The sequence below is a fragment of the Novosphingobium aquimarinum genome, from assembly GCF_009746585.1.
Classification (GTDB): Bacteria; Pseudomonadota; Alphaproteobacteria; order Sphingomonadales; family Sphingomonadaceae; genus Novosphingobium; species Novosphingobium aquimarinum.
In genome coordinates this window covers 1-23,399 of the sequence record NZ_WRPO01000034.1, presented here as the reverse complement: position 1 = coordinate 23,399, position 23,399 = coordinate 1, and the positions used below count along the sequence as shown (strand labels likewise).

At 59.3% G+C, this 23,399-nt stretch carries 25 protein-coding genes; 10 read left to right on the top strand and 15 right to left on the bottom strand.

The window, feature by feature from the left end; all coding sequences use genetic code 11:
- Window positions 1–64: 64 nt before the first annotated feature.
- Complete coding sequence (locus GQO94_RS19920; protein ID WP_156843140.1) at window positions 65–781, bottom strand: hypothetical protein; 717 nt, start codon at window positions 779–781, stop codon at window positions 65–67.
- Between the two features lie 316 nt (window positions 782–1,097).
- On the opposite strand from GQO94_RS19920, the gene GQO94_RS19915 reads away from it, so the two are divergent.
- Window positions 1,098–1,259 (top strand): helix-turn-helix domain-containing protein, encoded by a 162-nt coding sequence (locus GQO94_RS19915; protein ID WP_156843139.1) that lies wholly within the window; start codon window positions 1,098–1,100, stop codon window positions 1,257–1,259.
- 61 nt (window positions 1,260–1,320) lie between these two features.
- Here GQO94_RS19915 and GQO94_RS19910 read toward each other — a convergent pair whose 3' ends face one another.
- Complete coding sequence (locus GQO94_RS19910) at window positions 1,321–1,932, bottom strand: hypothetical protein (protein WP_156843138.1); 612 nt, start codon at window positions 1,930–1,932, stop codon at window positions 1,321–1,323.
- 103 nt (window positions 1,933–2,035) lie between these two features.
- Here GQO94_RS19910 and GQO94_RS19905 point away from each other — a divergent pair, with 103 nt between their 5' ends.
- Window positions 2,036–3,511 carry an ADP-ribosylglycohydrolase family protein gene (locus GQO94_RS19905; protein ID WP_198046074.1) on the top strand — a complete coding sequence of 492 codons (1,476 nt, stop codon included), beginning with the start codon at window positions 2,036–2,038 and terminating at the stop codon, window positions 3,509–3,511.
- A gap of 133 nt (window positions 3,512–3,644) precedes the next feature.
- Here GQO94_RS19905 and GQO94_RS19900 read toward each other — a convergent pair whose 3' ends face one another.
- The 6 genes from GQO94_RS19900 to GQO94_RS19875 form a co-directional block, all read right to left on the bottom strand.
- Window positions 3,645–4,181 (bottom strand): RES family NAD+ phosphorylase, encoded by a 537-nt coding sequence (locus GQO94_RS19900; RefSeq protein ID WP_156843137.1) that lies wholly within the window; start codon window positions 4,179–4,181, stop codon window positions 3,645–3,647.
- A 31-nt stretch (window positions 4,182–4,212) separates the two neighbouring features.
- Window positions 4,213–4,563: an antitoxin Xre/MbcA/ParS toxin-binding domain-containing protein gene (locus tag GQO94_RS19895; RefSeq protein WP_156843136.1), complete on the bottom strand. Its 351-nt coding sequence runs from the start codon at window positions 4,561–4,563 to the stop codon at window positions 4,213–4,215.
- Window positions 4,564–4,828: 265 nt separating this feature from the next.
- Window positions 4,829–5,194: a hypothetical protein gene (locus tag GQO94_RS19890; RefSeq protein WP_156843135.1), complete on the bottom strand. Its 366-nt coding sequence runs from the start codon at window positions 5,192–5,194 to the stop codon at window positions 4,829–4,831.
- Window positions 5,191–5,874 (bottom strand): ParA family protein, encoded by a 684-nt coding sequence (locus GQO94_RS19885; RefSeq protein WP_156843134.1) that lies wholly within the window; start codon window positions 5,872–5,874, stop codon window positions 5,191–5,193. Before GQO94_RS19885 ends, GQO94_RS19890 begins: the two co-directional genes overlap by 4 nt.
- 302 nt (window positions 5,875–6,176) lie before the next feature.
- The gene (locus GQO94_RS19880) at window positions 6,177–7,043 is read right to left on the bottom strand and encodes a helix-turn-helix domain-containing protein (protein ID WP_156843133.1); all 867 of its coding nucleotides are present in this window, start codon (window positions 7,041–7,043) and stop codon (window positions 6,177–6,179) included.
- Between the two features lie 475 nt (window positions 7,044–7,518).
- The gene (locus GQO94_RS19875) at window positions 7,519–8,505 is read right to left on the bottom strand and encodes a replication initiator protein A (RefSeq protein WP_156843132.1); all 987 of its coding nucleotides are present in this window, start codon (window positions 8,503–8,505) and stop codon (window positions 7,519–7,521) included.
- Window positions 8,506–8,729: 224 nt separating this feature from the next.
- Between GQO94_RS19875 and GQO94_RS19870 the strand changes: the two genes are divergently transcribed.
- The 8 genes from GQO94_RS19870 to GQO94_RS19835 all read left to right on the top strand — a co-directional run bounded on the left by GQO94_RS19870 (window position 8,730) and on the right by GQO94_RS19835 (window position 17,899).
- Window positions 8,730–9,005 carry a hypothetical protein gene (locus GQO94_RS19870; RefSeq protein WP_156843131.1) on the top strand — a complete coding sequence of 92 codons (276 nt, stop codon included), beginning with the start codon at window positions 8,730–8,732 and terminating at the stop codon, window positions 9,003–9,005.
- Window positions 9,006–9,759: 754 nt separating this feature from the next.
- Window positions 9,760–10,197, top strand: coding sequence for a hypothetical protein (locus tag GQO94_RS19865; protein WP_198046073.1), 438 nt, complete (start codon window positions 9,760–9,762; stop codon window positions 10,195–10,197).
- A gap of 425 nt (window positions 10,198–10,622) precedes the next feature.
- Window positions 10,623–11,888: a nucleotide sugar dehydrogenase gene (locus GQO94_RS19860; protein ID WP_156843129.1), complete on the top strand. Its 1,266-nt coding sequence runs from the start codon at window positions 10,623–10,625 to the stop codon at window positions 11,886–11,888.
- 125 nt (window positions 11,889–12,013) lie between these two features.
- The gene (locus GQO94_RS19855) at window positions 12,014–13,168 is read left to right on the top strand and encodes a lipopolysaccharide biosynthesis protein (protein WP_156843128.1); all 1,155 of its coding nucleotides are present in this window, start codon (window positions 12,014–12,016) and stop codon (window positions 13,166–13,168) included.
- A complete protein-coding gene (locus tag GQO94_RS19850) occupies window positions 13,169–14,158 on the top strand; it encodes a glycosyltransferase (RefSeq protein ID WP_156843127.1) in 990 nt (329 codons plus the stop codon). It begins immediately after the preceding gene.
- Window positions 14,158–15,552, top strand: a complete 1,395-nt coding sequence (locus tag GQO94_RS19845; RefSeq protein ID WP_156843126.1) for a hypothetical protein — start codon at window positions 14,158–14,160, stop codon at window positions 15,550–15,552. Before GQO94_RS19850 ends, GQO94_RS19845 begins: the two co-directional genes overlap by 1 nt.
- Window positions 15,549–16,664 (top strand): acyltransferase family protein, encoded by a 1,116-nt coding sequence (locus tag GQO94_RS19840; protein ID WP_198046072.1) that lies wholly within the window; start codon window positions 15,549–15,551, stop codon window positions 16,662–16,664. Before GQO94_RS19845 ends, GQO94_RS19840 begins: the two co-directional genes overlap by 4 nt.
- Complete coding sequence (locus GQO94_RS19835; protein ID WP_156843124.1) at window positions 16,661–17,899, top strand: acyltransferase family protein; 1,239 nt, start codon at window positions 16,661–16,663, stop codon at window positions 17,897–17,899. Before GQO94_RS19840 ends, GQO94_RS19835 begins: the two co-directional genes overlap by 4 nt.
- Before the next feature lie 18 nt (window positions 17,900–17,917).
- Here the strand turns inward: GQO94_RS19835 and GQO94_RS19830 are convergent, their stop codons facing one another.
- The 7 genes from GQO94_RS19830 to GQO94_RS19805 form a co-directional block, all read right to left on the bottom strand.
- Window positions 17,918–18,985, bottom strand: coding sequence for an alginate lyase family protein (locus tag GQO94_RS19830; RefSeq protein ID WP_198046071.1), 1,068 nt, complete (start codon window positions 18,983–18,985; stop codon window positions 17,918–17,920).
- A 112-nt stretch (window positions 18,986–19,097) separates the two neighbouring features.
- Window positions 19,098–19,592 carry a glycosyltransferase gene (locus GQO94_RS19825; protein WP_156843122.1) on the bottom strand — a complete coding sequence of 165 codons (495 nt, stop codon included), beginning with the start codon at window positions 19,590–19,592 and terminating at the stop codon, window positions 19,098–19,100.
- Window positions 19,589–19,981: a glucuronosyltransferase gene (locus GQO94_RS21480; protein WP_408636682.1), complete on the bottom strand. Its 393-nt coding sequence runs from the start codon at window positions 19,979–19,981 to the stop codon at window positions 19,589–19,591. Before GQO94_RS21480 ends, GQO94_RS19825 begins: the two co-directional genes overlap by 4 nt.
- A gap of 82 nt (window positions 19,982–20,063) precedes the next feature.
- On the bottom strand, window positions 20,064–21,230 hold the full coding sequence (locus GQO94_RS19815; protein ID WP_156843120.1) for a nucleotide sugar dehydrogenase: 1,167 nt from the start codon (window positions 21,228–21,230) through the stop codon (window positions 20,064–20,066).
- A 168-nt stretch (window positions 21,231–21,398) separates the two neighbouring features.
- Complete coding sequence (locus GQO94_RS19810; RefSeq protein WP_156843119.1) at window positions 21,399–22,001, bottom strand: recombinase family protein; 603 nt, start codon at window positions 21,999–22,001, stop codon at window positions 21,399–21,401.
- A 606-nt stretch (window positions 22,002–22,607) separates the two neighbouring features.
- Window positions 22,608–22,934, bottom strand: coding sequence for a Rap1a/Tai family immunity protein (locus tag GQO94_RS21475; RefSeq protein ID WP_223178489.1), 327 nt, complete (start codon window positions 22,932–22,934; stop codon window positions 22,608–22,610).
- Window positions 22,935–23,009: 75 nt separating this feature from the next.
- The coding region (locus tag GQO94_RS19805; protein ID WP_232333048.1) for a PepSY domain-containing protein at window positions 23,010–23,399 on the bottom strand (390 nt) is incomplete at its 5' end.

Below are 23,399 nucleotides of genomic sequence, written 5' to 3'. Positions count from 1 at the left end.
ATCGGCGCAATTCCACGGCAACGCCTCTGCATCCCGATGCAGGATGTGGTCCTGCGACCTGGCTTCAGCCCAAGCGTTCGCCTTGATCGCTGGGATCTGGTTCGGCCGTAATGCCTATCAGACTATCACGCGTACCTGCCCTTTCCTGCCACCATCCGGCGCGGCGGCCGTAGACGGTGCTTCTCTGGCCCCAGCGAATGCCGGTCGGCGGTGCGTCGTCAAAACCCAGTTCGCGTTTGCGTGTCGGGTCCGCCGCCTTCAGCATGTATTGGAGCCGGCGCTGCAGATCGTGACGATAGAGCGCGTCCGATACGCCATCTTTCGCGAAAGCGCCGCGAAGCCTTTCGGCTCTGATCGTGCCCCTGATGTACCGTCCCCCAGGCAACGCGGCGATAACCCAATGTCTGGTGGCCTTGCGGAATGGCTTGATCAGATCTCGCTTCAGATGGAGCAGCATATGCACATGCGCCCCAACCCGAACGCCGCGTTCGTGGACATAGATCCAGCACAGCGGGCCGTCATGTTTTCGAATCCAGTCGCGCACCTTCCGGACCAGGATCTGCGTGGCAAGCGTCACTTGCCTTTCCGGCACGCCGCCATGCTCCCAGCTGATATCGACCTTGATATTGAGCGGTTTGCCCTTTGCTTCAGCCCGGTCAACGGCAGCAAGCAAGCGCTGGCATGTCGCGAAGGTCAGCGACGAAGTTTTCTGTCCCGGCAAACGGCGGGCACCACCCCAGGCCCCTCTGGGGTGGGCATCTGATCGATCTTCCTGCGGCATCTATACAGACCTCACCGGAAAAACAGCGGGCCTATAAGGCGGGCCGTCGAACGATCGTCATAAGATACTGATCTCAAACACCTTCCCCAAGGCCGTCCGCAAGAATGGGCAAACAGTTGCGTACTGTCGCATACATCCGCGGACACGTTTGCGCGAGTTTCAAGTTGAACCGGAACTCGTGCCTCACGTTCGGGAAAGCCTTCCTGCCATCCCGCGAACTTGCGAAAAATACCGGGCGCTCAGCCCGCTCCCCAGCGCCCGTGGCAGGGCACCACGAGACCTCCGTGAGTGCCAAAGTGCAGAAAGGGCGAATGCAATGCTGAAGACCGTCAAAGAGGCCCAGAAGCTTCTCAAATGCAGCCGCAGCACGATCAACAAGCTAATGAACCAGAAGAAGCTGAAAAGAGTGAATATCCTGGGCGCGACGCGGATCACGGCTGCCTCGATCAAGGCCCTGATCAGATCATCCGGCGAGTAGCGTGCAGTCCAGGGTTCAGCGCTATATTCGGCGCGCGCCTGCCAGCGGCCCTGCCCTCAGCTCAGGTCTTCGCCTTGATTGCCTGGCGCAGGCCGGCGGCGGTCCAAGGCTTGCCGGTGGCACTGCGCAGGCCTTCGGTCTCCAATGCCAGCGCTGCCTTGCCTAGCGTGGCGCCCTGGCCCAGCAGCTGCTCGGCGCGGGCGAGGGCCTTGGCGACACGAGCTGACTTGCCGCTGGTCCACTCCGTCTGACGTTCGCGCCATTGGCCGAAGTGGGCGACCAGACCTTGGGTCTGATCGTCGCCCGGCCAGATCGGCAGAAACAGGTCGGCGTTCTGGTCCAGCAGCTTCTGTAGATGCTGGTGCGTGCGCTGGTGGGTCGCCGCGCCGAAATCGACGAGGAGGATTGTCGCTTCCAGCGCCCGCGCCCGCTCAATCAGCTTCGTGAGGCCGGAGACGAACTCTTCGGTGCCACGGTCGGGTGCCAGTTCGATATGCGCGGATTCCTCGAGAATCTCGAACTCCCTCTGGGCATAGTCGCGCACGATCCGGCGCTGCATGGCGATGGTCCGGCTTTGCGCGGCGGCCTTGTCGATGTCGTGCGGATCGACGGCGTTGAACTGCGCCCAAGGCACAGGCAGCGTCCAGTAGAAGCCTATCGCCTTGCGCATCACGTGCCCCCCATGCCCCGTCTCCCCGCGAAAAATCCCGAGCGACCAACCTGTGCGCCGCCGGCCCGGATATTCCTTTGCCATCAACAGCTAAGGAGACCAAGTCATGACGCAGCCTATCCGAACCAGCCACTCACACCCCTTGCAGATCGCCACGCTGACCACTCCGGTCGGCGGCCGCATCGGCGTGACCTTTTGCCCCGGCAAGACCCAGGCCTCGGCGATGAGCGGGCAATGGAGCCGTGATCTCGCCACAGATCTCGATGCCGTGCATGACTGGGGCGCCTGCGTCGTCGTCACCCTCATCGAGGAGCACGAACTGGCCGCATTGCAGGTGTCTGACATGGGCGAGGCCGTGGCGGCGCGGCACATGGATTGGTATCACTTGCCGATCCGCGACGTCACCGCGCCAGGCAAGGCCTTCGAGGCGGCGTGGGCAAGCGCGGGAGCCGAACTGCGCCACCGGCTTGCCTGCGGCTTCGATGTCCTGATCCACTGCAAGGGTGGGCTCGGCCGCGCTGGTACCGTGGCCGCCCGGCTGCTCGTCGAGCTAGGCGAAGAGCCGGACGAGGTGATCCGCAAACTGCGCCAAACGCGGCCCGGCGCCATCGAGACGCGCGAGCAGGAACGCCACGTGCGCGCCTGCAGGCCGGTTGCGCCCTCGATCCGCGACACCAGTGCTTCGGCTATCCGCGACCGCGCGATGGGCGCGCTGCTGGGCCTCGCGGTCGGCGATGCGGTGGGCACCACGCTCGAGTTTCGGGCGCGAGATAGCTACCCACTCCTCACCGACATGATCGGCGGCGGCCCCTTCCGTCTCGCGCCCGGCGAATGGACCGACGACACCGCGATGGCGCTCGCACTGGCCGACAGCCTGTGCGACATCGACGATCTCGACGAGGCCGATCTAATGCGCCGCTTCGTCAGCTGGCGCGACGAGGGGACCTACTCGCACAATCAGCGCTGCTTCGACATCGGCACGACAACCTCGGCCGCGCTCTCGCGCTTCCGGCACAGCGGCGACCCGGTGGCGGGATCAACCGACCCTGCCAGCGCCGGCAACGGCAGCCTGATGCGCCTGGCTCCGGTGGCGATCCGCTTCCACCGCGACCGCACGAAGCTGGTCGACGTCGCCGCGCGGCAGAGCCGCACCACCCACGCCGCGCCCGAGGCAGTCGAGGCCTGTGTCGCCTGGGCGCAGATGCTGGCCGACGCTATCGACGGCCGCCCGCTCGGCGAAATCCTGCGCACTTGCCCCGAGGGCTTGTCAGGACACATAGAAGCGATCTGCCGGGGATCGTGGCGCGGCAAGGCTCGGCACGAGGTCCAGGCGAGCGGATATGTCGCGCACAGCCTTGAGGCTTCGCTATGGTCCATCGGCTGCAGTGGTACATTCCAACAGGCCATCCTTACAGCGGCCAATCTCGGCGAGGATGCCGATACCACTGCCGCGATCACCGGCCAGCTCGCGGGAGCCGCCTGGGGGGCATCCGCCATTCCTGGCGAATGGCGCGAGCGGTTGGCTTGGAAAGCTCGCATAGAAGCGATGGCTATGGGACTGCTCGAGGATACTGGGATGTAGGACGCGTGACAGGGCGTCGTCGATCCTTGGTCTTGACGTGAATGACGGGTTGTCCGGCGCCGGATTTCCCGGTGCCGGTTTATCCGGCGCCGGAAAATCCGTCACGGCTATATCCGCTTTTGCTTGTGAAGGTTTACGCATTCAACAGCGACTTTTCGGGATCGAGCAAGGTCAGCGCGGCGCCCTCGCCCTGTCCTTCCCCCGCCCCCTCCCCCGCGCCGTCGTGCCAGTGCCACAGGACGAGGCAGGTGCCGCCGTGGTTCTGGGTGGAGGGGACGAGCGCGCCTTGGGCGCCGGCGGCGATCAGGGTTTCGGCGAGATCCCAGCTGGGGGGTGGCTTGGCGCGGGCGGCCATGGCTTTCCAGGCGGCGTTGCAGGCGTGTTCGACGCTGGCGTCATGCGGGCGGCCGGCGCCGTCGGTGAGATCGGCGATGGCACCGGCCTCGAGGCGATAGGGGGCGAGCGTACCGGGTTTGGGCAGGCCCTGGTAGAATTCGGCAACGGCGGTGGCGGGGTCGGTCGCGAGGTAGAGCGCGGGCCTGCCGCGCGCGTTCCAGCGGCCACCGAGCAGGCGCGCGCCCTCACCCGAAAGTGGATCGCGCTGGTAGCGGATCGCCAGCATGCGCCAGAGCGTCGTGCGCAGCGGCCGCATGGGGTACGGGGATGGCATTGCCCCTGCCCTCCCCGCAGCTTCTCCGCCCTTAGGAATAAACGCCTTCGGCGTGGCGATCGAGATCGTCGAGCACTTCGCGCGCCAGACCTTCCTCGACCAGTTCCTCGGCGGTGCGGTTCCAGCCTGGCAGGGGCTGGTGACGAAACCAGATGATCGCGCGCGCCTCGTCCCCAGCGAGCTGTGCGGCGTGCGTGATGATCCGCGCGATCTGGCCGAGCTTTTCCTGCACCGCCGGACTTTCTGGCCGGCTGATCATGGTGTTTCGATTGAGCCGGGCAAGGCGCGACAAGCGAGTCATGGGCAAGCGCAGCCGCTCGGCCATGCGGCGCGGCGCGATCAGATCGCCTTCGCGGATATCGTCGAGAAACGAGGCAAGCATGAGTGCACTCCTTATTCGTATAATGCACTCAAATCTGTTGCGATCAAGAGGCAATCTCGTTCCCAAGGATCAGGCATACCTAGAGGCTATATTTTAGATATCCTTTAGCGATCCTAAATATCTCTCTTATCGCGCTCGTTGCGTTCAGGAATTTAGCCGACTTCCTGAACATTCTAAAGACGCCTAACCAGCGTTAGGCGTCTTTAGGCAGCATTTTATTTTCAGACTCTTGCAAGCTCAAACGCACGTCCAAGCTTACAACCCGTCAGCCCTTCCCCTCCACCATCGCGCGGAATTCCTCGAGGGCTTCCCAGTAGGAGCGATGCCCGCGCTGGTTGGTGTATTCGACGAACCAGTCGAGCGTGTCCTGCGGCCCCTTGATGAAGACGCTGGCTTGGGGCTGTGCCGGTCGGCGGCGGCGCCGGGTCGTGCTCGGAGGCGCGGGTTCGTCGCGGCCGGGGCTGCGGTCGACGAAGCCGAGTGCGGCGCCGCGGGCCAAGGCCGCCTCTTCGCGCGCCGGATCGACGACCACCGGCTTGCGCTCGATCCCGGTAAGGTCAAGGCGATCCGATTTGCCCTCCCCTGCCCCGTCATCCTTTGCGGGTTTCTTGCCGAAGCCATAGCCGCTCATTGTGCCATCTCCTCCTGCACCGCTTGCAGCACGGCGCGCGCCATCTCGTAGGCATTGGCCTTGGCGGCGGGCACGCCCGAGGTCGTCGCCTCGTCGAGCTCTTCCAGCGTGGCGGCGAAATCGAACACGTCGCGGAACGCCGCGCGCTCGACCAGGCCAACCGACAGCAGCGGCAGCTTGGCCTCGTCGATGGCGGTGACGATCCGGCGCGCGGTCTTGGTCTGCATCGCGGCATTGTCGCGGCTGCGCACGAGGCGGAACGGGATATCGCGGCCCAGCGCCTCGGCCTCTTCCTGGATCAGGCCGACCGCGTTGGCGGCAAGCTCCGCGTCGATCGGCGAGAGGTTGAACGGGATCAGCACCAGGTGCGAACGGGCCAGCGCGCGCGAAGTCATGCGCGAGGCGGTGCCCTCGAGGTCGATCAGCACGAAATCGTGGCTGGCGGTGTGCTGGTCGATCAGGCGCACCAGTTCGGACTCCTTGGGACCGGTGATGATCTCGAAGGGAATGGCCTTGCCCTGCTCGGTGCGCTTGCGGCTCCACCCCGCAATGATCGCGTTGGGATCGGCGTCGATCACCGCGACCGAGGCGCCGCTGCGGGCCAGTTCGCAGGCGAGCACGAAGGTCAGCGTGGTCTTGCCGGCTCCGCCCTTGGGATTGGCGACCGAAATTGCGGGCATTCTTGAAATTTCCCTCAGTGTTGTCCGAGAAAGGCTTGCCATAGGCTAGAGACAGGCTGTCGATTGCGCAAGGCATACAATATGGAAAGGCTATCGATAGCCAATGGATATCCTATTGCGGCGCAAGGTTTGTAAGCAAGGGAGCTTGAAGAACTGCCTTCGCCCCGATCCTCACATCGCAGACGCGAACCGCCAGATCCGCCTGGTTCCTCTGGAAGCACTGCGCCGCGTAGCGGCGCTTCGGCATCTGCGGTTTTGAGAGGTTTTAGCAGGGGCTTTACGACGTTTTTGGATTGCGGCCGTCAGGCAAAGCGTGTTGGCCGACTAGGCCAACTCTTTATGAAACCTATAGAGTGAGAATCGGTTAGCGGTTCCGGATCGAAATGAGACTCGCGTTCCGACAACTGCTCCTGGCGATCCAGCGCCGCGCCGAGACGCGCCAGAACCTTGCCCAGCGGACCGTCGACCGTCGCCTGCGCCCATTCCCTGCACGTCAGCTGTGCGCGCATGCGGGCCACATCCTCGACCTGGTCTGCCCGGCGGTGGGCTTCATCGTCGGGCAGGGGGGCAGGGCGCATCCAGCGCGGCAGGTACGCCTGCAGCATCCCCGGCAGCATCGGCCGATAGGCGTTGGAGGTCTGTTCGTAACGCGGCCCCGGCCCCTCGGCCTCGATCCGCTTGAAGCGGCGCTGGCGCACCAGGAAGCCTATGCCTTCCAGAATCCGCAGCGCACGCGCCACGGTTGCGCGGCCAAGGCCGGTCGCATGGGCGAGATGATCATAGCTTGGAAACACGCGGCCGCGATTGAGGCGCGCCAACGTCAGCAGTTCCTCGAAGACGCGCACGCTCGCGGCCGTCAGCGTCCCCAGCAGCCGTTCGGCCACGGTGAGCACACGCAGGCCCTGGCGTGCTTCGCGCTTCAGCTGCCGCCCGGCATCAAGCCCGCGCCGAGCGGCGCGCAGCATCCGGTCGGTCTCGCCCTTGGCGGGGGGCACGAAGAAGACCTCCTCGAACGTCCCCGCCTCGACGCTGCCACGCAGCACGCGCGCGCCGGTGGGATGCGGCGCGCCCGAACGCGGCTTGCGGCGCGCCGGGCTTGTGCCGCGCGGTTTCGCGCAGATGTTCGCCAGCGCTCCATCCAGAGCGCTGCCCAAGGTATGCGTTCCCATTCGTCCCTCCAGTTGAAGGGCCGTCACCAGGCAAAACAATTCCGTGGCGCGAAGCGCGCATCCTTGAACGGTCGCTCGATCCGGAGTATGGAAGGGGGGTGATGACCTGATTGGTCCCCGAGCGACGTTTGGCGACGTCGTTCCAATAATCCGAAATGGGATGCCCGGCCTTCGTGCCGGGCTTTCTTTTATGTGGTCACGGCGCCCTCATCGTGTGTGATCGGCCGGCCCAATTGCCGGCGCGTCATTATCGCAGCAATGTTCATGTGTCGAAAGCGGTCGCAGCGGCCGTTTCGGCGCATAATGCCCGAAAAAAGTTCGTGCTTTCGAGTAGGAATAGCCCTGCGATTCGTGCTTTCGAGTATGAATTGGCACTGTGGATTCGTGCTTTCGAGTAGGAAATACCCCTTTGGCGCGAATCGCTTTGGCCCGGTCGAATCCGTTCGCCGGATCGGATTACGGCAGGGCAGGGGGGCTACTCTTGCCTGGCGGCTTCCGTCGGGTCGGCCGGCACCGGATCGAGCGCATCGAGATCATGGCGTGCCTCATCCGTGGCGTCCGCATCGGCCAGTTCGGGCGCATTGGCGAGTTCGGGGGCCAGTTCGGAAACCAGTTCGGGGGGCCGCCGCGTGATCACCACCCGCGCTTGCCCCGTCTTGCGCCCACGGCTGCCGCCCTGGGGCGGGGCGGGATCCTCGATCAGCTGCAGATCATAGTCGGGGATCGCATTCTCCAGCGCGATCTGGCGGATCGCCATGCGGAAGTTGGCGAGCTGGTTCTGGAAGCCGATCTGCAGGCGGAACGTGGCCAGATCGATGGTGAGCGGCTCACCCTCGATGCAGGTGCTGCGCGCCACCTCGTAGATGCGCCGCTCGATTGGGCCCAGCTGAAAGTAGGTCGTGGCATAGTCGAGCACTTGCCGGTCGCGCAGAATTGCCCTGAAAAGCCAGTCACATAACCGTACCCGCACCGCCTTCAGCCGCTTCTCGCCCTTGCGCGAGCGCGCATACTGCAGCCGCGCTTCCGACAGCCACGAGAAGAACCCTTCCTCGCCCTCGCCACCGGCCTCGATATTGGTGCGGATCTGCGTGCCCTGCAGCCGCTCGAGCGCATCGGCGAGCCGCGCATAGGACCGCGCCGAGTGATTGGCGCCCGTCACGGAAAACAGATCATGCGCGGTGAAGGTGAAGTCCTGCGCGACCGGCAGGTCCTGATCGATCTTCGCCGCCATCAGCGAGGCGATGTAGAGCACGATCTCCTTGTCATAGATCGTCGCCACCCCCCGCGCACTCGGCCGCACCTCGATGGTGACGTCGCCCGTCGCATAGGCCAGCGGCTTCATCCAGGCGTTCTTGCTGAGCGCGAAGAACGGAAACGCCATAAGCGAGCGCTCCCCCCGGATCTCGCCGGTAAGCGGACTATCGAGCCGAAACAGCTCGCCTTGTGGCGGGGCAGGAGGCATCGGCGCGGTATGTCATGAGGAGAGGCGCAAGGGGAAGGGGTGAGAGCCGGCGGGGATTTGATACTCGAAAGCACGAAGAGCAATGGTCTGGCTCAGATTGTATGCCATGACTGACTTCGCGAAAGTCGACTTCGCACTTTCCCAAGCTGCCACTTCATTGCCCACCCGACCCCTGACGCACCACACGGTACGCATGAGACCTCAACACCAAGAACGAGGTCATCATGCATCTGTTTCAACTCGAGAATATCACCTTCAAGCCCCTTCTGGTCATCGCAGAAGATTACGACCACGCCGCGCAGATATTCATGTACAGCTTGATCAGCGGGCTAGGCGAAAGGCCGGACGCTGATTTCGACGTCACCAAGTGGCGTATCAAGGATCACCGTAGACGCGACATCCCTTGGGCGTGGGTCGATGAGGGCAAAGCGGGGATGCTGTGGAACGTCGACGACGGGACCGGCTGGTTGCTCAATTGCACTAATCTCGTCCGAGAATAGGAGAGCATCCGGTGCCGTCGGGGGGGGGAACCCCTGACGGTGCCCGAGCATAGCGGCGGAAGTCCTAACACTGATAAATTTGCTTGAGGGGGGTGATGCCGATTCGGCGCACCTCATTTTTCCGACCCCCGGAAGTTTGTGCCCCAGTAACTCGATTTCGCTCCGAAATTTCGGGTGCGCAAAAAACGTGGTCACAATTGCCGTTCAACCACATGTCGCGGTATCTGATCCTGTCCAAAGGCAACAATCCCAAGGATCGAGCAATCCGGCAATCGCAATGAGCCAACCAACCTGTCAGAACCCATCAGGGACTATATCCCAACGACCTCCCGCGAAGCCCAAAAAACGGCGAACAGTCGACATCGGGCTCGAGATGCAATCGGGAGACGATCGCATCCGACGCGACGCCCAAATCCTCGGAATTGTGCGGCATACGATGCGGCGAAATCTCCTTCCAGCCAACCTCAAAGTGGGGCCGGGCCGCGACTCAACATTATACTGGAAGTACGGGAAACCAGGATTCCCTCTTCTGAAGACCGATAAACGAAGACTCCCTAAATGGAGAAACCTGACTCCCTGGATGAGGATACAACTCTACCTCCTTGTACTGGGGGAACACGGGTTCAGGCCCTTCAAGTATCAACTCCATGACGATCTGTGGGAGAAGCTGGAACGAGAGGGAAAGGATCATCGGGAGTACATGCGTGATCGCTTGAAGCGGAAGCTCCGGGACACGTTCGGTGATACTCCTCCAATGTATTTCTTCGTACTGGAAGACAGGGATGATCGGGGAAACCCCGTGAGACCTCATGCGCATGGTGCCATCGAACTGAAGCCGTATCAGGTGGAAGAGGTCGCTGATCCCCGTGCTCGTCGTCATCTTCGTCGGATCAGACGCGCACACGGCGACGAGATCGCGAACAGGGAGGCGGGACGATGGGTGACCCGTCAGGCAATGGTGTGGGCTGCGGGGCTGAAGTCAAACGCGAGGGTCGCATCGACGGGCGTCGACCAATCCCGAAACGTGTGGTGGCGCAAACCGACCTTGCCGATCTTCAATCATGACTGGGTCACCTACTGCTTGAAGAACGTAGGGGAGTTCAGCCCCGTGCTCGGCGAGAACCGCGTCGCGCGAGACTACAAGCTGAATGGCGAGGCAGAGCGGCTCTGGGATATCATTCGGGGCACGTAAGCCACAGTCAGCTACCGCACTCCTAACTCCTCAGATGCCCTAGGAAGCGCGCTGAAGCGCAATTGGCATCGTTGACCTCACAATCCTCAGCTTCGCGCGGAAATGTTCTCATAGAGCCGTTAAGGGTATGCCCGAAAACGTATAGGATGTTCGGCGTTAAGTCTGGCAGCCGGTCACTTCCCCATTTGCCTCTCCTACGAGTGGGCGGGCTCGGCATCAGATTGAGGGGCCTTTGGGGGCAGGTCTGAGGTCATCCACCGGATACAGACCATGCTGATCGTTCGAAGCCATCGAATATGCCACGCAACTTGTGCGTTGCAACATCACCTGATAGCGGGGTTACGCATTCCTACCGAGGCACAGCGGTTTTCGCTTCAGGCTGGTCATCGACCATTTCGAAGATTTTTACGTGTGAGGAGCTCCCCTTGAAGATAGCTATCTTTGGAATGGGCTATGTCGGGTGTACAGCAGCGGCATGTATTTCTAGTCAGGGACACAACGTTGTAGGCATTGATGTGAGCTCCAAGAAGGTCGATGCGATCAACGCGGGTCTTTCGCCGATCCACGAACCTGGGATCGATGAATTGCTTGCGAAGGCCCATGCCGAAGGGCGTCTTTCGGCCGCGACCGAGGTAGGCTACCATCTCGACGATACCGATATCGCCATCGTCTGCGTCGGCACGCCAAGCGGTCCGGATGGCGCGCACAACATGAGTTACATCGTGCAGGTCACCCGCGCCATTGCCAGTTCGGTGAAGGCGGACCGCAGCTCTCCTCTCACGGTCGCCTATCGTTCGACGATGCGCCCAGGCACCACCGATCAGATCATCGCGCCCATCTTCCAGTCTGCACTAGGCGATGCTGCGTGCGAAGTGGTGGAACTGGTCTACAACCCCGAGTTCCTGCGCGAAGCGACTGCAATCGAAGACTACTTCCGCCCCCCCAAGATCGTTCTTGGCACGATCGATGGTACGCCTTCCACCAACATGGAAGCACTGCATCATGGCATCGATGCGCCAATCTTTAACGTTGGCATCCGCGAGGCAGAGATCACCAAGTTCGTCGACAACACCTGGCATGCGGTCAAGGTCGCCTTCGCCAACGAAGTCGGCCGCGTCTGCCAGAACCTCGATATCTCTGCCAAGACGGTGCACGAGATTTTCGTGTCGGACACGAAACTAAACATCTCGCCCTATTATACACGACCAGGCGGTGCATTTGGCGGATCGTGCCTGCCCAAGGATGTGCGGGCCCTGCAGCATATCGCCGCAGACGTCGGCGCCAACGCGCATCTTGTCGACTCGCTCATGCGCACCAACGATGCTCACAAGCATCACCAGTTCACATATGTCACCAAAGGCTTGGAACCCGGCGCGAAGGTGCTGCTGGTCGGCCTGGCATTCAAAGCCGACACCGACGATCTGCGCGAAAGCCCCGCTGTGGACATGGCGCGCAAACTGCTGGAGGCCGGCTACGACCTTGATGTCTATGACCCGGCGTTGACTCCGGACAATTTGGTTGGGCAGAACCTTGGTTATGCCTACGCATTTTTGCCAACTATAAATACTTTACTAGTTAGCAAAGAAATTGCAGAATCAGTGGATTATGATCTTGTCATTTCTACAAATAAGCTCTTTAAGACGTTACGCCTAGAGGGCAGGCGTTTCATTGATACTAGTTCAATAATGTAAATAAATATGGAATACTATTATACAATAGTTGTGATAAATATTGCAATTATAAGACATTACATAACTATATGAAATTTCTTGGGAACAGTCGGATTGTGGGTCTGACAGACCAAGGACTCTTTTCAATGGCCACGCTCCTGCAGACATTCGTTTATGCGAGAGAGCTTGAATCAGTAGAATTCGGAACATTTAGCCTCGTGCAGGGCATTTGCCTCTTGGCACAGGGTTTGCAGCGTTCGACCTCAGTATTGCCGATGATTATGACTGCCGGATCAGAGGGAGGCGATGCAGTCTGGGGGCGTGTGGATCTGGTTTTTCGAGTGGCCACAGCAGCCACCCTTGGTTTGCTTGCACTTGCGGCTTGGATTTTTGATTTTCCCAGATTGTGGCAATCCGCTTTCCCATTAGCTGGATTCTGTACGTTAGCAACACTGGCCTATGAGTTTCAACGCCGGCTTTTGTATCTGCATGGATGCAATAGAGCCATATTGCAAGCAGCGCTCGCATATTTCTTAGCTGTGTGTGTATCTGTTGTTGTGGTAGTGAATTCGCTGCGTAGCGCGGAAGCTGCGGCAGGCGGGCTTCTTTTTGCAGCGGCACTAGCAAGCATGGTAGCGTGGCAAAATAGAGATTTTTTAAGCCCAAAAGAAGTAATATTTAAGGATCATATTGGCATTATTGGATGGAATATCGCGGCATTTCTGCCTTACTCTGTGTACAATAACGGTATGATATTAATAGTTGGCGTAATTTATGGAGTTAAAACGGTTGCATTATTTTCGGCGTCTCGGCTTTTAATCGCTCCCATTCAAACACTTATACAAGCGATCGATAGTGTAGATAAACCACGAGCGCGGCGTATGTTTTTGTCTGGAGGCATGAAGGGCTTATCTCAATCAATTCGCCACACTCGAGTAACATTGATTTTGATAGGAGGTAGTTACCTAGCAATTATTTTTGTTGCTGTCGAAAAGCTTGTACCGTTACTATTCCTCGACCAATTTCCAGATATGATTAATGCTGTTAGAATTTGGTGTTTAGTAGCTTTTATAATGCTTCTTAGTCAGCCACTAGAGACAGGATTACTGGTGCTTCGTAAATCTGACGTTATCTTCTGGTCTCGAAGTCTGTCGGCGATTGCAGCGCTTGTTGTTCTTGGCTTGTTTGCTACCAGTTCGTTGCATCTAATACCCATAGTCGCACTAGCGGTTGGTTGGGGATTCGGAGGAATCCTAGCTTACGTAAGCTTGCATCGATCTTTTTTAAGACGAGAAGCCTAAGTGACAAAACATATTTTCATAGCGTGGATTGATTTTCAGCGACGCGCTGAATCTATGCAGTCGTTCTTCGGTTATAAGCTGCATTATCTACCTCCTCCATACGCGAAGACATGGAAGAAGCCGGCCGGTTACCTTCTTCAAGCTCTGCGTACGGTACGCCTGATCCGGCAGGAAAGGCCGGATGTCGTATGGGTGCAAATGCCGCCTACGTTCCTGCTGCATTGGCTTTGGCTGATACGGGGGCTAGGCGATCATCCCTTTTATATTATCGCGGACTGCCATAACCGAGTGTTTCGGCCGCCATGGAGCCGGATGCCAGGGCTTGTTAGCTTACTGAACCGTTGCGCAGTCGTGCTGGCCCACAACGACGAGGTGGACGAAACTGCGCGCGCAATGGGCGTTAATGAGCAATGCCTGACGGTGTTGGAAACCCGGCCAGCGCAACTTGAGCGGCCGCCCGGCCTTTCGTTGACGTCTGACACGCCAGAGATCCTCGTCCCATGCTCGTTCAACCCGGACGAACCGATTGACACCCTCATGGCGGCGGCACGCGCGGCGCCAGAAATCCGGTTCCTCGTGACCGGCAATGTCGCCAAGGCGGCGGCGCGGGGGTTTACTGCAGATACGCCCGCGAACGTCCGGTTCACCGGATTTCTCGACAAGTCCGAGTACGAGTCGAAGCTGTTCAGCGTCTCGGTCGTGCTCGGGCTGACGAAACTGGAAGGCATTCAGCTTTCGGTGGCCAATGAAGCGGTGGGAGCGGGCAAGGCAATGGTGTTGAGTGACACGGCCATTCTGCGGGATCTGTTCGGTGCGGCGGCTCTTTTCGCTCCTAACGAGCCCGAGGCTCTGGCGGCCGCATGCCGCGAGGCGGTTGCCCGCGCTAAAGAACTGGATGCCTTGTCTGCCGATCTGCGCGAAGCGCGCGAAGCCCGCTGGCGGGGCCAAGCTGAACGCGTACAGGCTGCGCTTGAAAAAATGCAAAGCTGATGCGGCTCGACTTTGTTTCATTGTTCGGCTTGCTGATAGCCATAGCCGGGTTCACCTTCGCTGGTCTTGCCCCACAATGGACAGCCTTCGGCGTGCTGGTGATGACCACGCTTGTGGCAATCTTCTTCCGATCGCTGTTCCATCCAGCTTTGTTTCTTGGCGTCGCTCTGACCTTCATACTGCTGCTTGGCGGACTCAATCTGTCCAATTATCGCGGCAGCGTCAGCGATGAGACGTTTGCCTACATCCTGAGATGCATCACTATTCTTTCTGGGTCGGCGTCGCTCGTCTCGCTTTTCACTCTATCGCTAAAGCGACGGCAGCCACGAAAGCCCCTCCTGCCGCACTGGGCTATCATTGCCTCCCTGCTGCCCGCGATAGCTGGTGTGATGTGGATCGTCAGTACAGTCGGCATTCCCCTGTTCAATCCCAATGCCCGGTTCGCGGCCGACCCCAAGGCTTTGTTCCTTGCCGAAATGGGCTGCGCGACAGCATCCCTCATGGCCTTGCGTTATTACATGGCAGGCCGCTTTTCGGCTTTCGACTGGCTGATATTGGCGGGGGTTGCGGTTTTCCTTCTCATACCAGGTTACCGAAACTGGCTGATTGTGGCGATTCTCGTAAACATCGTTGGGCTTGTGCGCATGGAAGCGCTGAAGGTGCGGGTGATACCGGCGGCGATCAGTTTGGCCTTAGCCTTGGGCTTCCTTGGTGCCATGAGCGAATTTCGCCGCGCAGTATCATCCGAACTGCTGACGGCGGATCAATCAATGTTGCAATACAAGGTCCAATACCTCCCTAGCACACTAGCGCAGCTGCACTTTGGTCTGCGCGAATCAATCGCGCTGACCGGCCGATTGATCGAGGAGGGCATCGACTTTTCCGGAAAGACCGTATTTTTTGCAGACATCCTGACAATGCTGCCCGGAACGCGCACTTCGGGCGGACGCATTCTGGCCGACGCCTTTGGCGCAGTGCTGAAAGGTGGCCTGACACCCGGTCTCGTTGGCGTGTGGACGGTCGAATTCGGCGTCACGCTTTGTTTTGCAGGATTCGCACTTTGCGGAGCCTTCGCGGGTACGCTGTGGCGGCTATCCGGCCGAGGCGGTCGCCCCGAGATCGCGATCCTTTATGGTTACTTCTCTGTTAACTTTCTTCTTCTGTTTCACCGTGGCATTCTCAAGCCGTCCATGGTTTGGGTTCCATTGTATTTCCTAATTATTGTGTTGCTCCTTAGGGCCATGCGCCCCCAGCGATATAGCGCGATGCAGCCCGAGATGCCTCCGCAAACGGTGGCGGCGTCAGCCGCCGGGAGCAAGATGCTTGTTACATGCGGCACGTTGCTGCCTGTCGCGCTTGGCTGGAGTCGGAGCGTGCCGGGCGAGACGCGATGACTGATCCCGCCCAGCTCCCGAAGCATGGTCCAGCAGACCATGCCGCCCCTTCGAAGCGCAAGATCGAGGGGCTCGAACTGCTGCGCTTCTTGCTCGCGTTCGGCGTGATGCTCTACCACTACGCCTATTTCGGCCCGATCTCGGGCAAGCTGGCGGGTGTAGAACCGGGGCCACACTGGCTGGTAGCGGGGCGCTTCGGGGTCTCCGCGTTCTTCATCATCAGTGGTTTCGTGATCATCTATTCGGCAGGCAATCGGCGTGCCCTCGCGTTCGTGCAAGCGCGGCTAGCGCGGTTGATTCCGGCGATGCTGGTCTGCGCGACCGTAACCATGATCGGCCTGATGCTGCTCCCCTCGAGTGTGCCGTTGCCGTCCGTCACGACTTATTTTAAATCGGCCTCGACTATCGGCCTGCTGGCAGGATCGCCCTATGTCGATGGTTCGTACTGGTCGATCACAATCGAACTCCGGTTCTACTTTTATGTGTTTCTGCTCCTGCTCGTTTTGCGCGGAACTAAGCACATCCGCCCTATCGCGGTCACTTGGTTGGTGGCGAGCTTCGCGGCAATGGCGTTCTACGACTTCACGCCGTTGCGCCTCGTCACTCTATCCCCGCATAGCGGCTATTTCATTCTGGGAATTGTCACGTATTGCTGGCTAATTCTCGACGACCGCCGCTTTGCTTACGCGATGCTTGGGCCTGCCCTGTGTCTGGCCGCCTGGCAGTCTTGGGTCGAGTTTGCGCACATCGCCGAACTGTCCGGGACCGAATCGAGCCTGTGGGCCGGTGTCGCTGCGGCGGTAGCATCAATGGCATTAGTGCGCGGTATGGCGTTCGGCATTAATGATAAGGCTCTTTCCGCTCTGACGCGGACCTTGGGAGGGATGAGTTATCCTTTGTATTTGCTTCACCAAGCATTGGGCTACAGCGTAATCGAGAGGCTAGTACACGAGGGCGTGCTGCCGGTCGCGGCCGCCATCACGCTGACGGCATTGCTGATGTGCTTCGGAGCCTGGCTGATTGTCCGTTTCGTCGAACCGGTAGGCCGCAGGGTGATCATGGCAGTGCAGGTGCCGAGCGCAAGGCGTGTAGCCGGAGCCCGCCAACTATGAGTGAAGCCCTGCACGATATTGAGCATCCTTCAACGGTGCCGGATGCCGCACCCGCAGTACCGGAGGAACACACACCGGCCCCCGAAGTCGCCGCGCAACCGCCGGTCAACGACCATCTCTCCTATTGGATCGACTTGTTTCGCTGGACCGCGGCCTTTGCGGTTGTATTGGCGCACGCCGGCAACCGGTTCGTTCAGGCGACCGATACCATCGCCGCTACCGATCGCACGATCGTACAGACAATCTATGCGTTTCTAAACGGATTTTCGCATCCCGGAATCATGATCTTTTTTGTCATCAGTGGCTTTCTCGTCGGCGGCACGACCTGGCGAGAAGCCATGCGCACCGGGGGGATAGACATCCGCCGCTTCATGGGCCGCCGCCTGATTCGCCTCTGGATTGTGATTGTGCCGGCGCTCCTGGCCACTTTTACCCTCGACACATGGGGTTCCGCGCAAGGAGATGTGGCGCCCATCATTTACGCCGAAGTACGATCACACAGCCTGGATGCTGCGCTATGTAACGTCGCTTTCCTGCAGACTGTGGCCTGCGATCCCTATGGCACGGATGGCGCGCTTTGGACGCTCTACAACGAATTTTGGTATTATCTGCTCTTCGTAGCAGGTGTGATCATTTTCGTCGGCAAGCGCTATTCGATCATGCAGAAGGCGGCTTTCGGCATGTTCATCCTGATCGTCGCGGCCGCTTCGTTCTGGCAGCGTGAGGGTGCACCGATGGTCCCTTATTTCGCCATCTGGCTGCTCGGCGCTTGGGCCGCGACCGTGAAGCGCGCACCGCTAAAAATCTCTCCTTGGCTTCCTTTGGTGGGGACGTTGGCCTTGCTGCTGGGCTTTCGTGTTGGGATGGGCCTCAAGTTTTGGGATAACGACGGTTTCTGGCCATTCGTATTCGATCTCGTGTCGATGGGGGTCTTCGCGCTGTTTCTGGCGACCATGCGGTTTCGCCCGGTTCATCTCGCCCGGTTCATCGCGGCTCCGAGCGTCCTTCTGGCGAGTTTTTCCTTCACGCTCTATTGTTTCCATGTGCCTTTGATGAACGCCATGGCAGCGACGATGGAGCGCAATTTGGCAATGGGCTGGCGCGATGTGTCGCACGGTCTGGAATGGGCTCGGCTCGTGGTGCAACTCGCCTTCGTCATGTTGTTCGCCTTTGCCGTCTCGCGTGTAACCGAGGCGCGAACCGATACCTACCGCAGAATATTTCTCCGTGGATAGCGCCCGCGCGCCGCAAGGCTACGCGCCGAACAGTATCCGCTGATCTCCGCCCATGTAAGAGTCGGTAGCATCCTTCATAGTGCTCAGCATTCTGGTAGTCTCTCCCGAAAAACGTCGCGCGCCAATGACCGACCATGGCAGCTTGGCCGGGTTCCATTTCTGCTTCGCGCCGGCAAGTTTGGCGACCGCCGACGTATCGCGTGCGTTTGTGACGATGAATCGCGCAAGCCGTTCCAGAGCCCGGTTGTCCTGCGCATAAAGGTCGATGCCATTTGCGAGGCCCAGTTCCGCAATTAGCAACAGGGGAGACAGCGCGAAGCTGTGGTAGCCCAGCGCCATCCTTCCGCGCGCCATTTCTCGTGGCACAGTACCATCAGGACCGATCTCTGCTATGCAATGTCGCGCGGTCCTAATTGACCAGCACCACAAATCCTTATCGTTGCCGGCTATGGCGCAGGCGGCCGCAGCGGCGGCCGTCCAGTTAAGATGGTTGTTCTTCAGACCCTCGCCGGCCTTCCGACACGCCGCCCCTACCTGCGCGAACCAAGCAGCGATCGTCGGCTCTTGTCCCTCAGGCAGCGCGTGGCGCAGCGCAAGATAAGCGATGGCAAGGCCCGTCGCGTTCCACCTCTGACTGCCCTCCCCTTGAGTGTTGAACGTACCCAGCAAAGCATCGCCCTCGGCCCAGTGGCGCAGCAGGTTCAGACCGCATTCGGCCGGTGAACGATCGCTGCCCCGCGAGGACAACCAAGCCGCTGCGGTTCGTTCAACGTCAGCGACGAAATCAGTCAGCGGCTGATTCGCAGCAACGTTGGCCGCGCGCAATTTTGGATCGATGACCGTGCTATGCTTATCGGTATAATAGGGGACGCCATTGAGCGATCGTATAGGCTTCGATACAGCTGGACACGCTTGCATTGGATTCGGTGAAATCGGCACCTTGCGTTCTCGCTTCGGATCGAAAGGATCTTGCAACCTCGATGACGTTTCCGAAATCGCTTTCGTGAGTGCCGATTGATATACAGCAGCCCCCCCCGTCAGCGCCATGCATCTTATCAGGACATGTCGTCGAGTGATGTTGTTCATATGAGGTATCGACCTACCGGGAACTCGATTAAAATCTCTAACTGGCATCACCTAAAATATCATGTCGAAGTAAATTAAAACATAGACTTACTATAAATTGATATTAATATTGTCAATTATTGATGATGTTTTTATCATCTTTAAAAATTTCCTTTTTTATATTATTTATTAGACTATCCAGACTATTAGAACGAGAATTTTTCATCGGCTCTATGCGACTTCTTGTAACTATATTCTTTATATCATCTTTATTTTCAACAATATAGACACCATCAAGGCGTTTAATCTGTTCTATAGTTGCAAGCTGGTGGTCATTACGGTGTTCACCGAACTTTGCTATTCGCGCCATCAGAACCAAGGGTTTCTCTGCCTTCTGTCCACTTAAAATCGTTCCAATTCCGGCATGAGCAATTATAACACGAGACTCTGAAAACTTTTTTGTAAAGTCAGTTGGTGACAAAGCCGTAACGTACTCAAAGTTCTTTGGTTTATAATTACTATTACCAATCTGCCCAAAAACCGGCTCAGATATATTTGGGACAATTTCATCAACCGCTTGAACAAGTCGATCAAAGGCCAACTGAGTCCCTAAAGTCAGAAAAATCAAATTACGCTCCCCCAGTACTGACATCTATTCGAGTCACTCAAGTGTTCCCACTGAGTAAGTGTCGTATGAGAAAACTTTTTTGCCAGAAACCCACTAAATGATAGGCGCTGTGAGTTTGCAATACTATCGATCCATATAGTCTTAGCCCCCAATAATCTCCCCCAAAATAGCGCAATCAATCCAGGAGCTGCTCCTGTAGAAATCACAACATCCGGCTTTACATTATCAATAATTCTGTATAATTCAAATACTCCCCTCGCAACATCTACTGGACTCGATCTACTGTAATCTGCAATACTGAAGAAATTCGCATCTCCGCAGCTTTGCTTCTGCAAAGGATCGGTACATGCAAAGGTTGTATTAGCGCCTTCGAAAGCAGGCCGTAGCATCATAAGCTGCTCCCAGTGCCCCCCCTTCGACGCAATTGCCAATACTTTTGGCGGCACCAGAACCTCCTTTTGGCGCATCACATCAATCCGACCCGAACAGGTCGCGCGTGAAAACCTTGGCCTGCACGTCGGCGATCTCGTCGGTCATGCGGTTGGCGATGATGACGTCGCAGTCCGCCTTGAACCCGTCCAGGTCGCGCAGCACTTTCGAGCCGAAGAACTCGTCCCCGTCCATCGCTGGCTCGTAGATCACGACCTCGATGCCCTTGGCCTTGATCCGCTTCATGATTCCCTGGATTGAGGACTGGCGGAAGTTGTCCGATCCCGCCTTCATGACCAGGCGGAACACGCCGACCTTGCCGGGCTTTCGCGCGATGATCTGGTCGGCCAGGAAATCCTTGCGGGTGCGGTTGGCGTCGACGATCGCGCGGATCAAGTTCTGCGGCACTTCGGAGTAATTAGCCAGCAGCTGCTTGGTGTCCTTGGGCAGGCAATAGCCGCCGTAGCCAAAGCTGGGGTTGTTGTAGTGCCGGCCGATCCGCGGATCGAGGCCGATGCCGTCGATGATCTGGCGCGTGTCCATGCCGCCGGCGATGGCGTAGCTGTCAAGCTCGTTGAAGAAGGCGACGCGCATGGCGAGGTAGGTGTTGGCGAAAAGCTTGATCGCCTCGGCCTCGCTGGCATCGGTGAAGAGGATCTCGACGTCCTTCTTCTCGGCGCCTTCCAGCAGCAGGTCGGCGAAGATCCGCGCCCGTTCCGAGCGTTCGCCGACGATGATCCGTGAGGGGTGGAGGTTGTCGTAAAGCGCCCTGCCCTCGCGCAGGAACTCGGGGCTGAAGATGACCTGATCGGTGCCTAGGCGCTGGCGCACGTCCGCGACGAAGCCGACGGGAATCGTCGACTTGATGACGATGGTGGCCAGGCTGCCGGCATCGAGCACGGTCTGGATCACCGCTTCGACCGAGGAGGTGTCGAACTTGTTGGTCTCGACATCGTAGTTGGTCGGCGTGGCGACAATCACGTAGTCCGCCCCCGCCAGCGCTGCCCTGGCATCGAGCGTGGCAGTCAGGTTCAGCGGCTTGTCGGCCAGGAACTGCTCCAGCTCGGCATCGACGATGGGCGACTGACGCACGTTGAGCATTGCGACCCGCTCGGCCGAGATATCGACCGCGGCGACCTCGTGGTGCTGGGCGAGAAGCACCGCGTTCGACAGGCCAACGTAGCCCAGGCCGAAAACTGCGATCTTCACTGCGTCATCCCTTAACGTACTCCCCGGATTATTGCCGCCCCGACGCGTTCGATCCGGCCATGCTGCAACTGCACAATGGCTCTATACGTAGTGATGCAAGGAACGACTAGGTTTTTATGCCTAGTGACGTGCCGCCAGGACCATCAGGACAGTTGCGCCTGATCTATGTCACGATCCCGCCGTATTCGTTGCCACCGCGCCGCCTTGCCGGGCCAGCGTGCGGTAGACGGTCGGGCGCGAGATCGAAAACAGGTCTGCAAGGTCGCTGATCGAATAGTCGCCCGTCCCGTGCATCTTGCACAGTTCCTGATGCTGGCGGTCCGAAAGCTTGGGCTTCTTGCCGCGCAGCTTGCCCTTGGCGCGGGCGACCGCCATGCCCTCGCGGGTACGCATCCGTATCAGGTCCGCCTCGAACTCGGCGAAAGTGGCGAGGATGTTGAAGAACAGCTTGCCCATCGGGTCCGCCGGATCGTGGACCGAGGCGCCGAGCTGCAACCGCACACCACGCGCGGCAAGATCGTCGCCGATAGCGCGGGCATCGGGCACTGAGCGGGCCAGGCGGTCGAGCTTGGGCACCACCAGCGTATCCCCGCTCCGCACCGCCGCCAGCGCCTGGTCGAGCCCCGGTCGCTCACGCCGGGTGCCGGTAAAGCCTTTGTCGGTATAGATCCGGTCCGGCGCCACGCCCAGGTTGAGCAGTGCCTCATGCTGGGCAGCAAGATCCTGCTTGTCGGTCGAGCAGCGGGCGTAGCCAATTAGCGTGGAGGTCATGCCCGGAGTGTAACGTATGAGGGGGGATCACTACAAAATAAATCGTACCATCTTAATGAGACAGCTTTAGCGCGATACGCCGGGACCGTTCGCATCGATGCGCGGGTGTACGCTGGTCGATCCTCTTTCGGACATTCTGATTCCGAGACGAGCATGGGAAGAGCGATGGCGCGAAAGTCCGGCATCAAGAGATCAGGCCGGATCAGCAAGAGCGACCGGATCGATCCGAACGACGCAACGCTTTGGCATCGCGGCCATTAAGCAAGGGTCCGATCTCGGCATCGCAGGCGATCAGTGTCGTTGGTTGCAGCGTGCCTGCTGTCAGGCGTGAATGCCAGCGTCGATAGCGTCGATATAGGTCAACACGTCATCGGCTCGGTTGTCCTGAACAAGCCGCATCGCAGTCTGCCCGGAAAAGCCAGGGAGGGCGTCACCTCAAGGTTTGTGCGCCAGACAACGATTTGGCAGACATAATGCGAACATCGGCTAATTAGCGAGCTTGAGGCGCGACATGGGATCGTTGAGCTGGCGGAATTCACCGCCAGGCGGACGCTCCGCCTGCCCTCAAAGGCAGCCGCCGGGCAGGCTACGCCGCGGGGTACGATGCTACTGACATGGCCAAGCCTTCGCTAACGAGCGTTCAGCTCCGGCCACCATATGAACACTCATAAAATAGCTATTCTGCTCCGCCCAGCGTAAATATGCCGCGCGCAGCGCCGATCGGTCATAGCGTGGAGCGCGGCATTCCGCTTTTCGCGCGACGATCATCATGTCGAGCACGCCTTGGAGGTAAGCGCCGCATCGCGGCTCATTCGCTTGACAGCTTACGAACAACGCCGAGCCCGTCGCCGACGCGGGTTCGGTTTGGCCGATCGCACTATCAGGCAGGGCGGCCAAAGCGGCGCATAACAATATCCATCGCCTTGGCCGCATTTTCGTCTCCTATTCCGCAGTATCATTTCGGAAGGGGCGCACGGCCCTCGACGGCCGGCGCCCCGTGCTGATCCATCATTCGCGGCCGAGCACCTGGCCTTCGGGCGTGACGAACAGTTCGATCGTCTTTCCGTCGCTGTTCTTGCCCTTGATTTCATAGAGCGTGCTTCCGTCCGCCTTTCGGGTGACTTGCTCCGCTTTGCTTATTGACGCGAGTTGCGCGCGTGCCGCGTTCATCGCGGCCTCGGGCACCTGAGCAAGCGGGATGTCTCGTTCGCTGTGCTTGCCGATTATCCGGTTTTCGTTCGCCTCGTGGTTTTGCGCGATCGCCACGCCCGCGATCGCCAGCGCGGCCGCGCCCACGCCTGCGACAACAGTGAGAGTTCGTTTGCTAGCCATGTTCCATTCCACTTCCTGCATAAGGGCCGTGGGGTCGGGCGGGCGGCGGTTACGGCCCAATGAGCC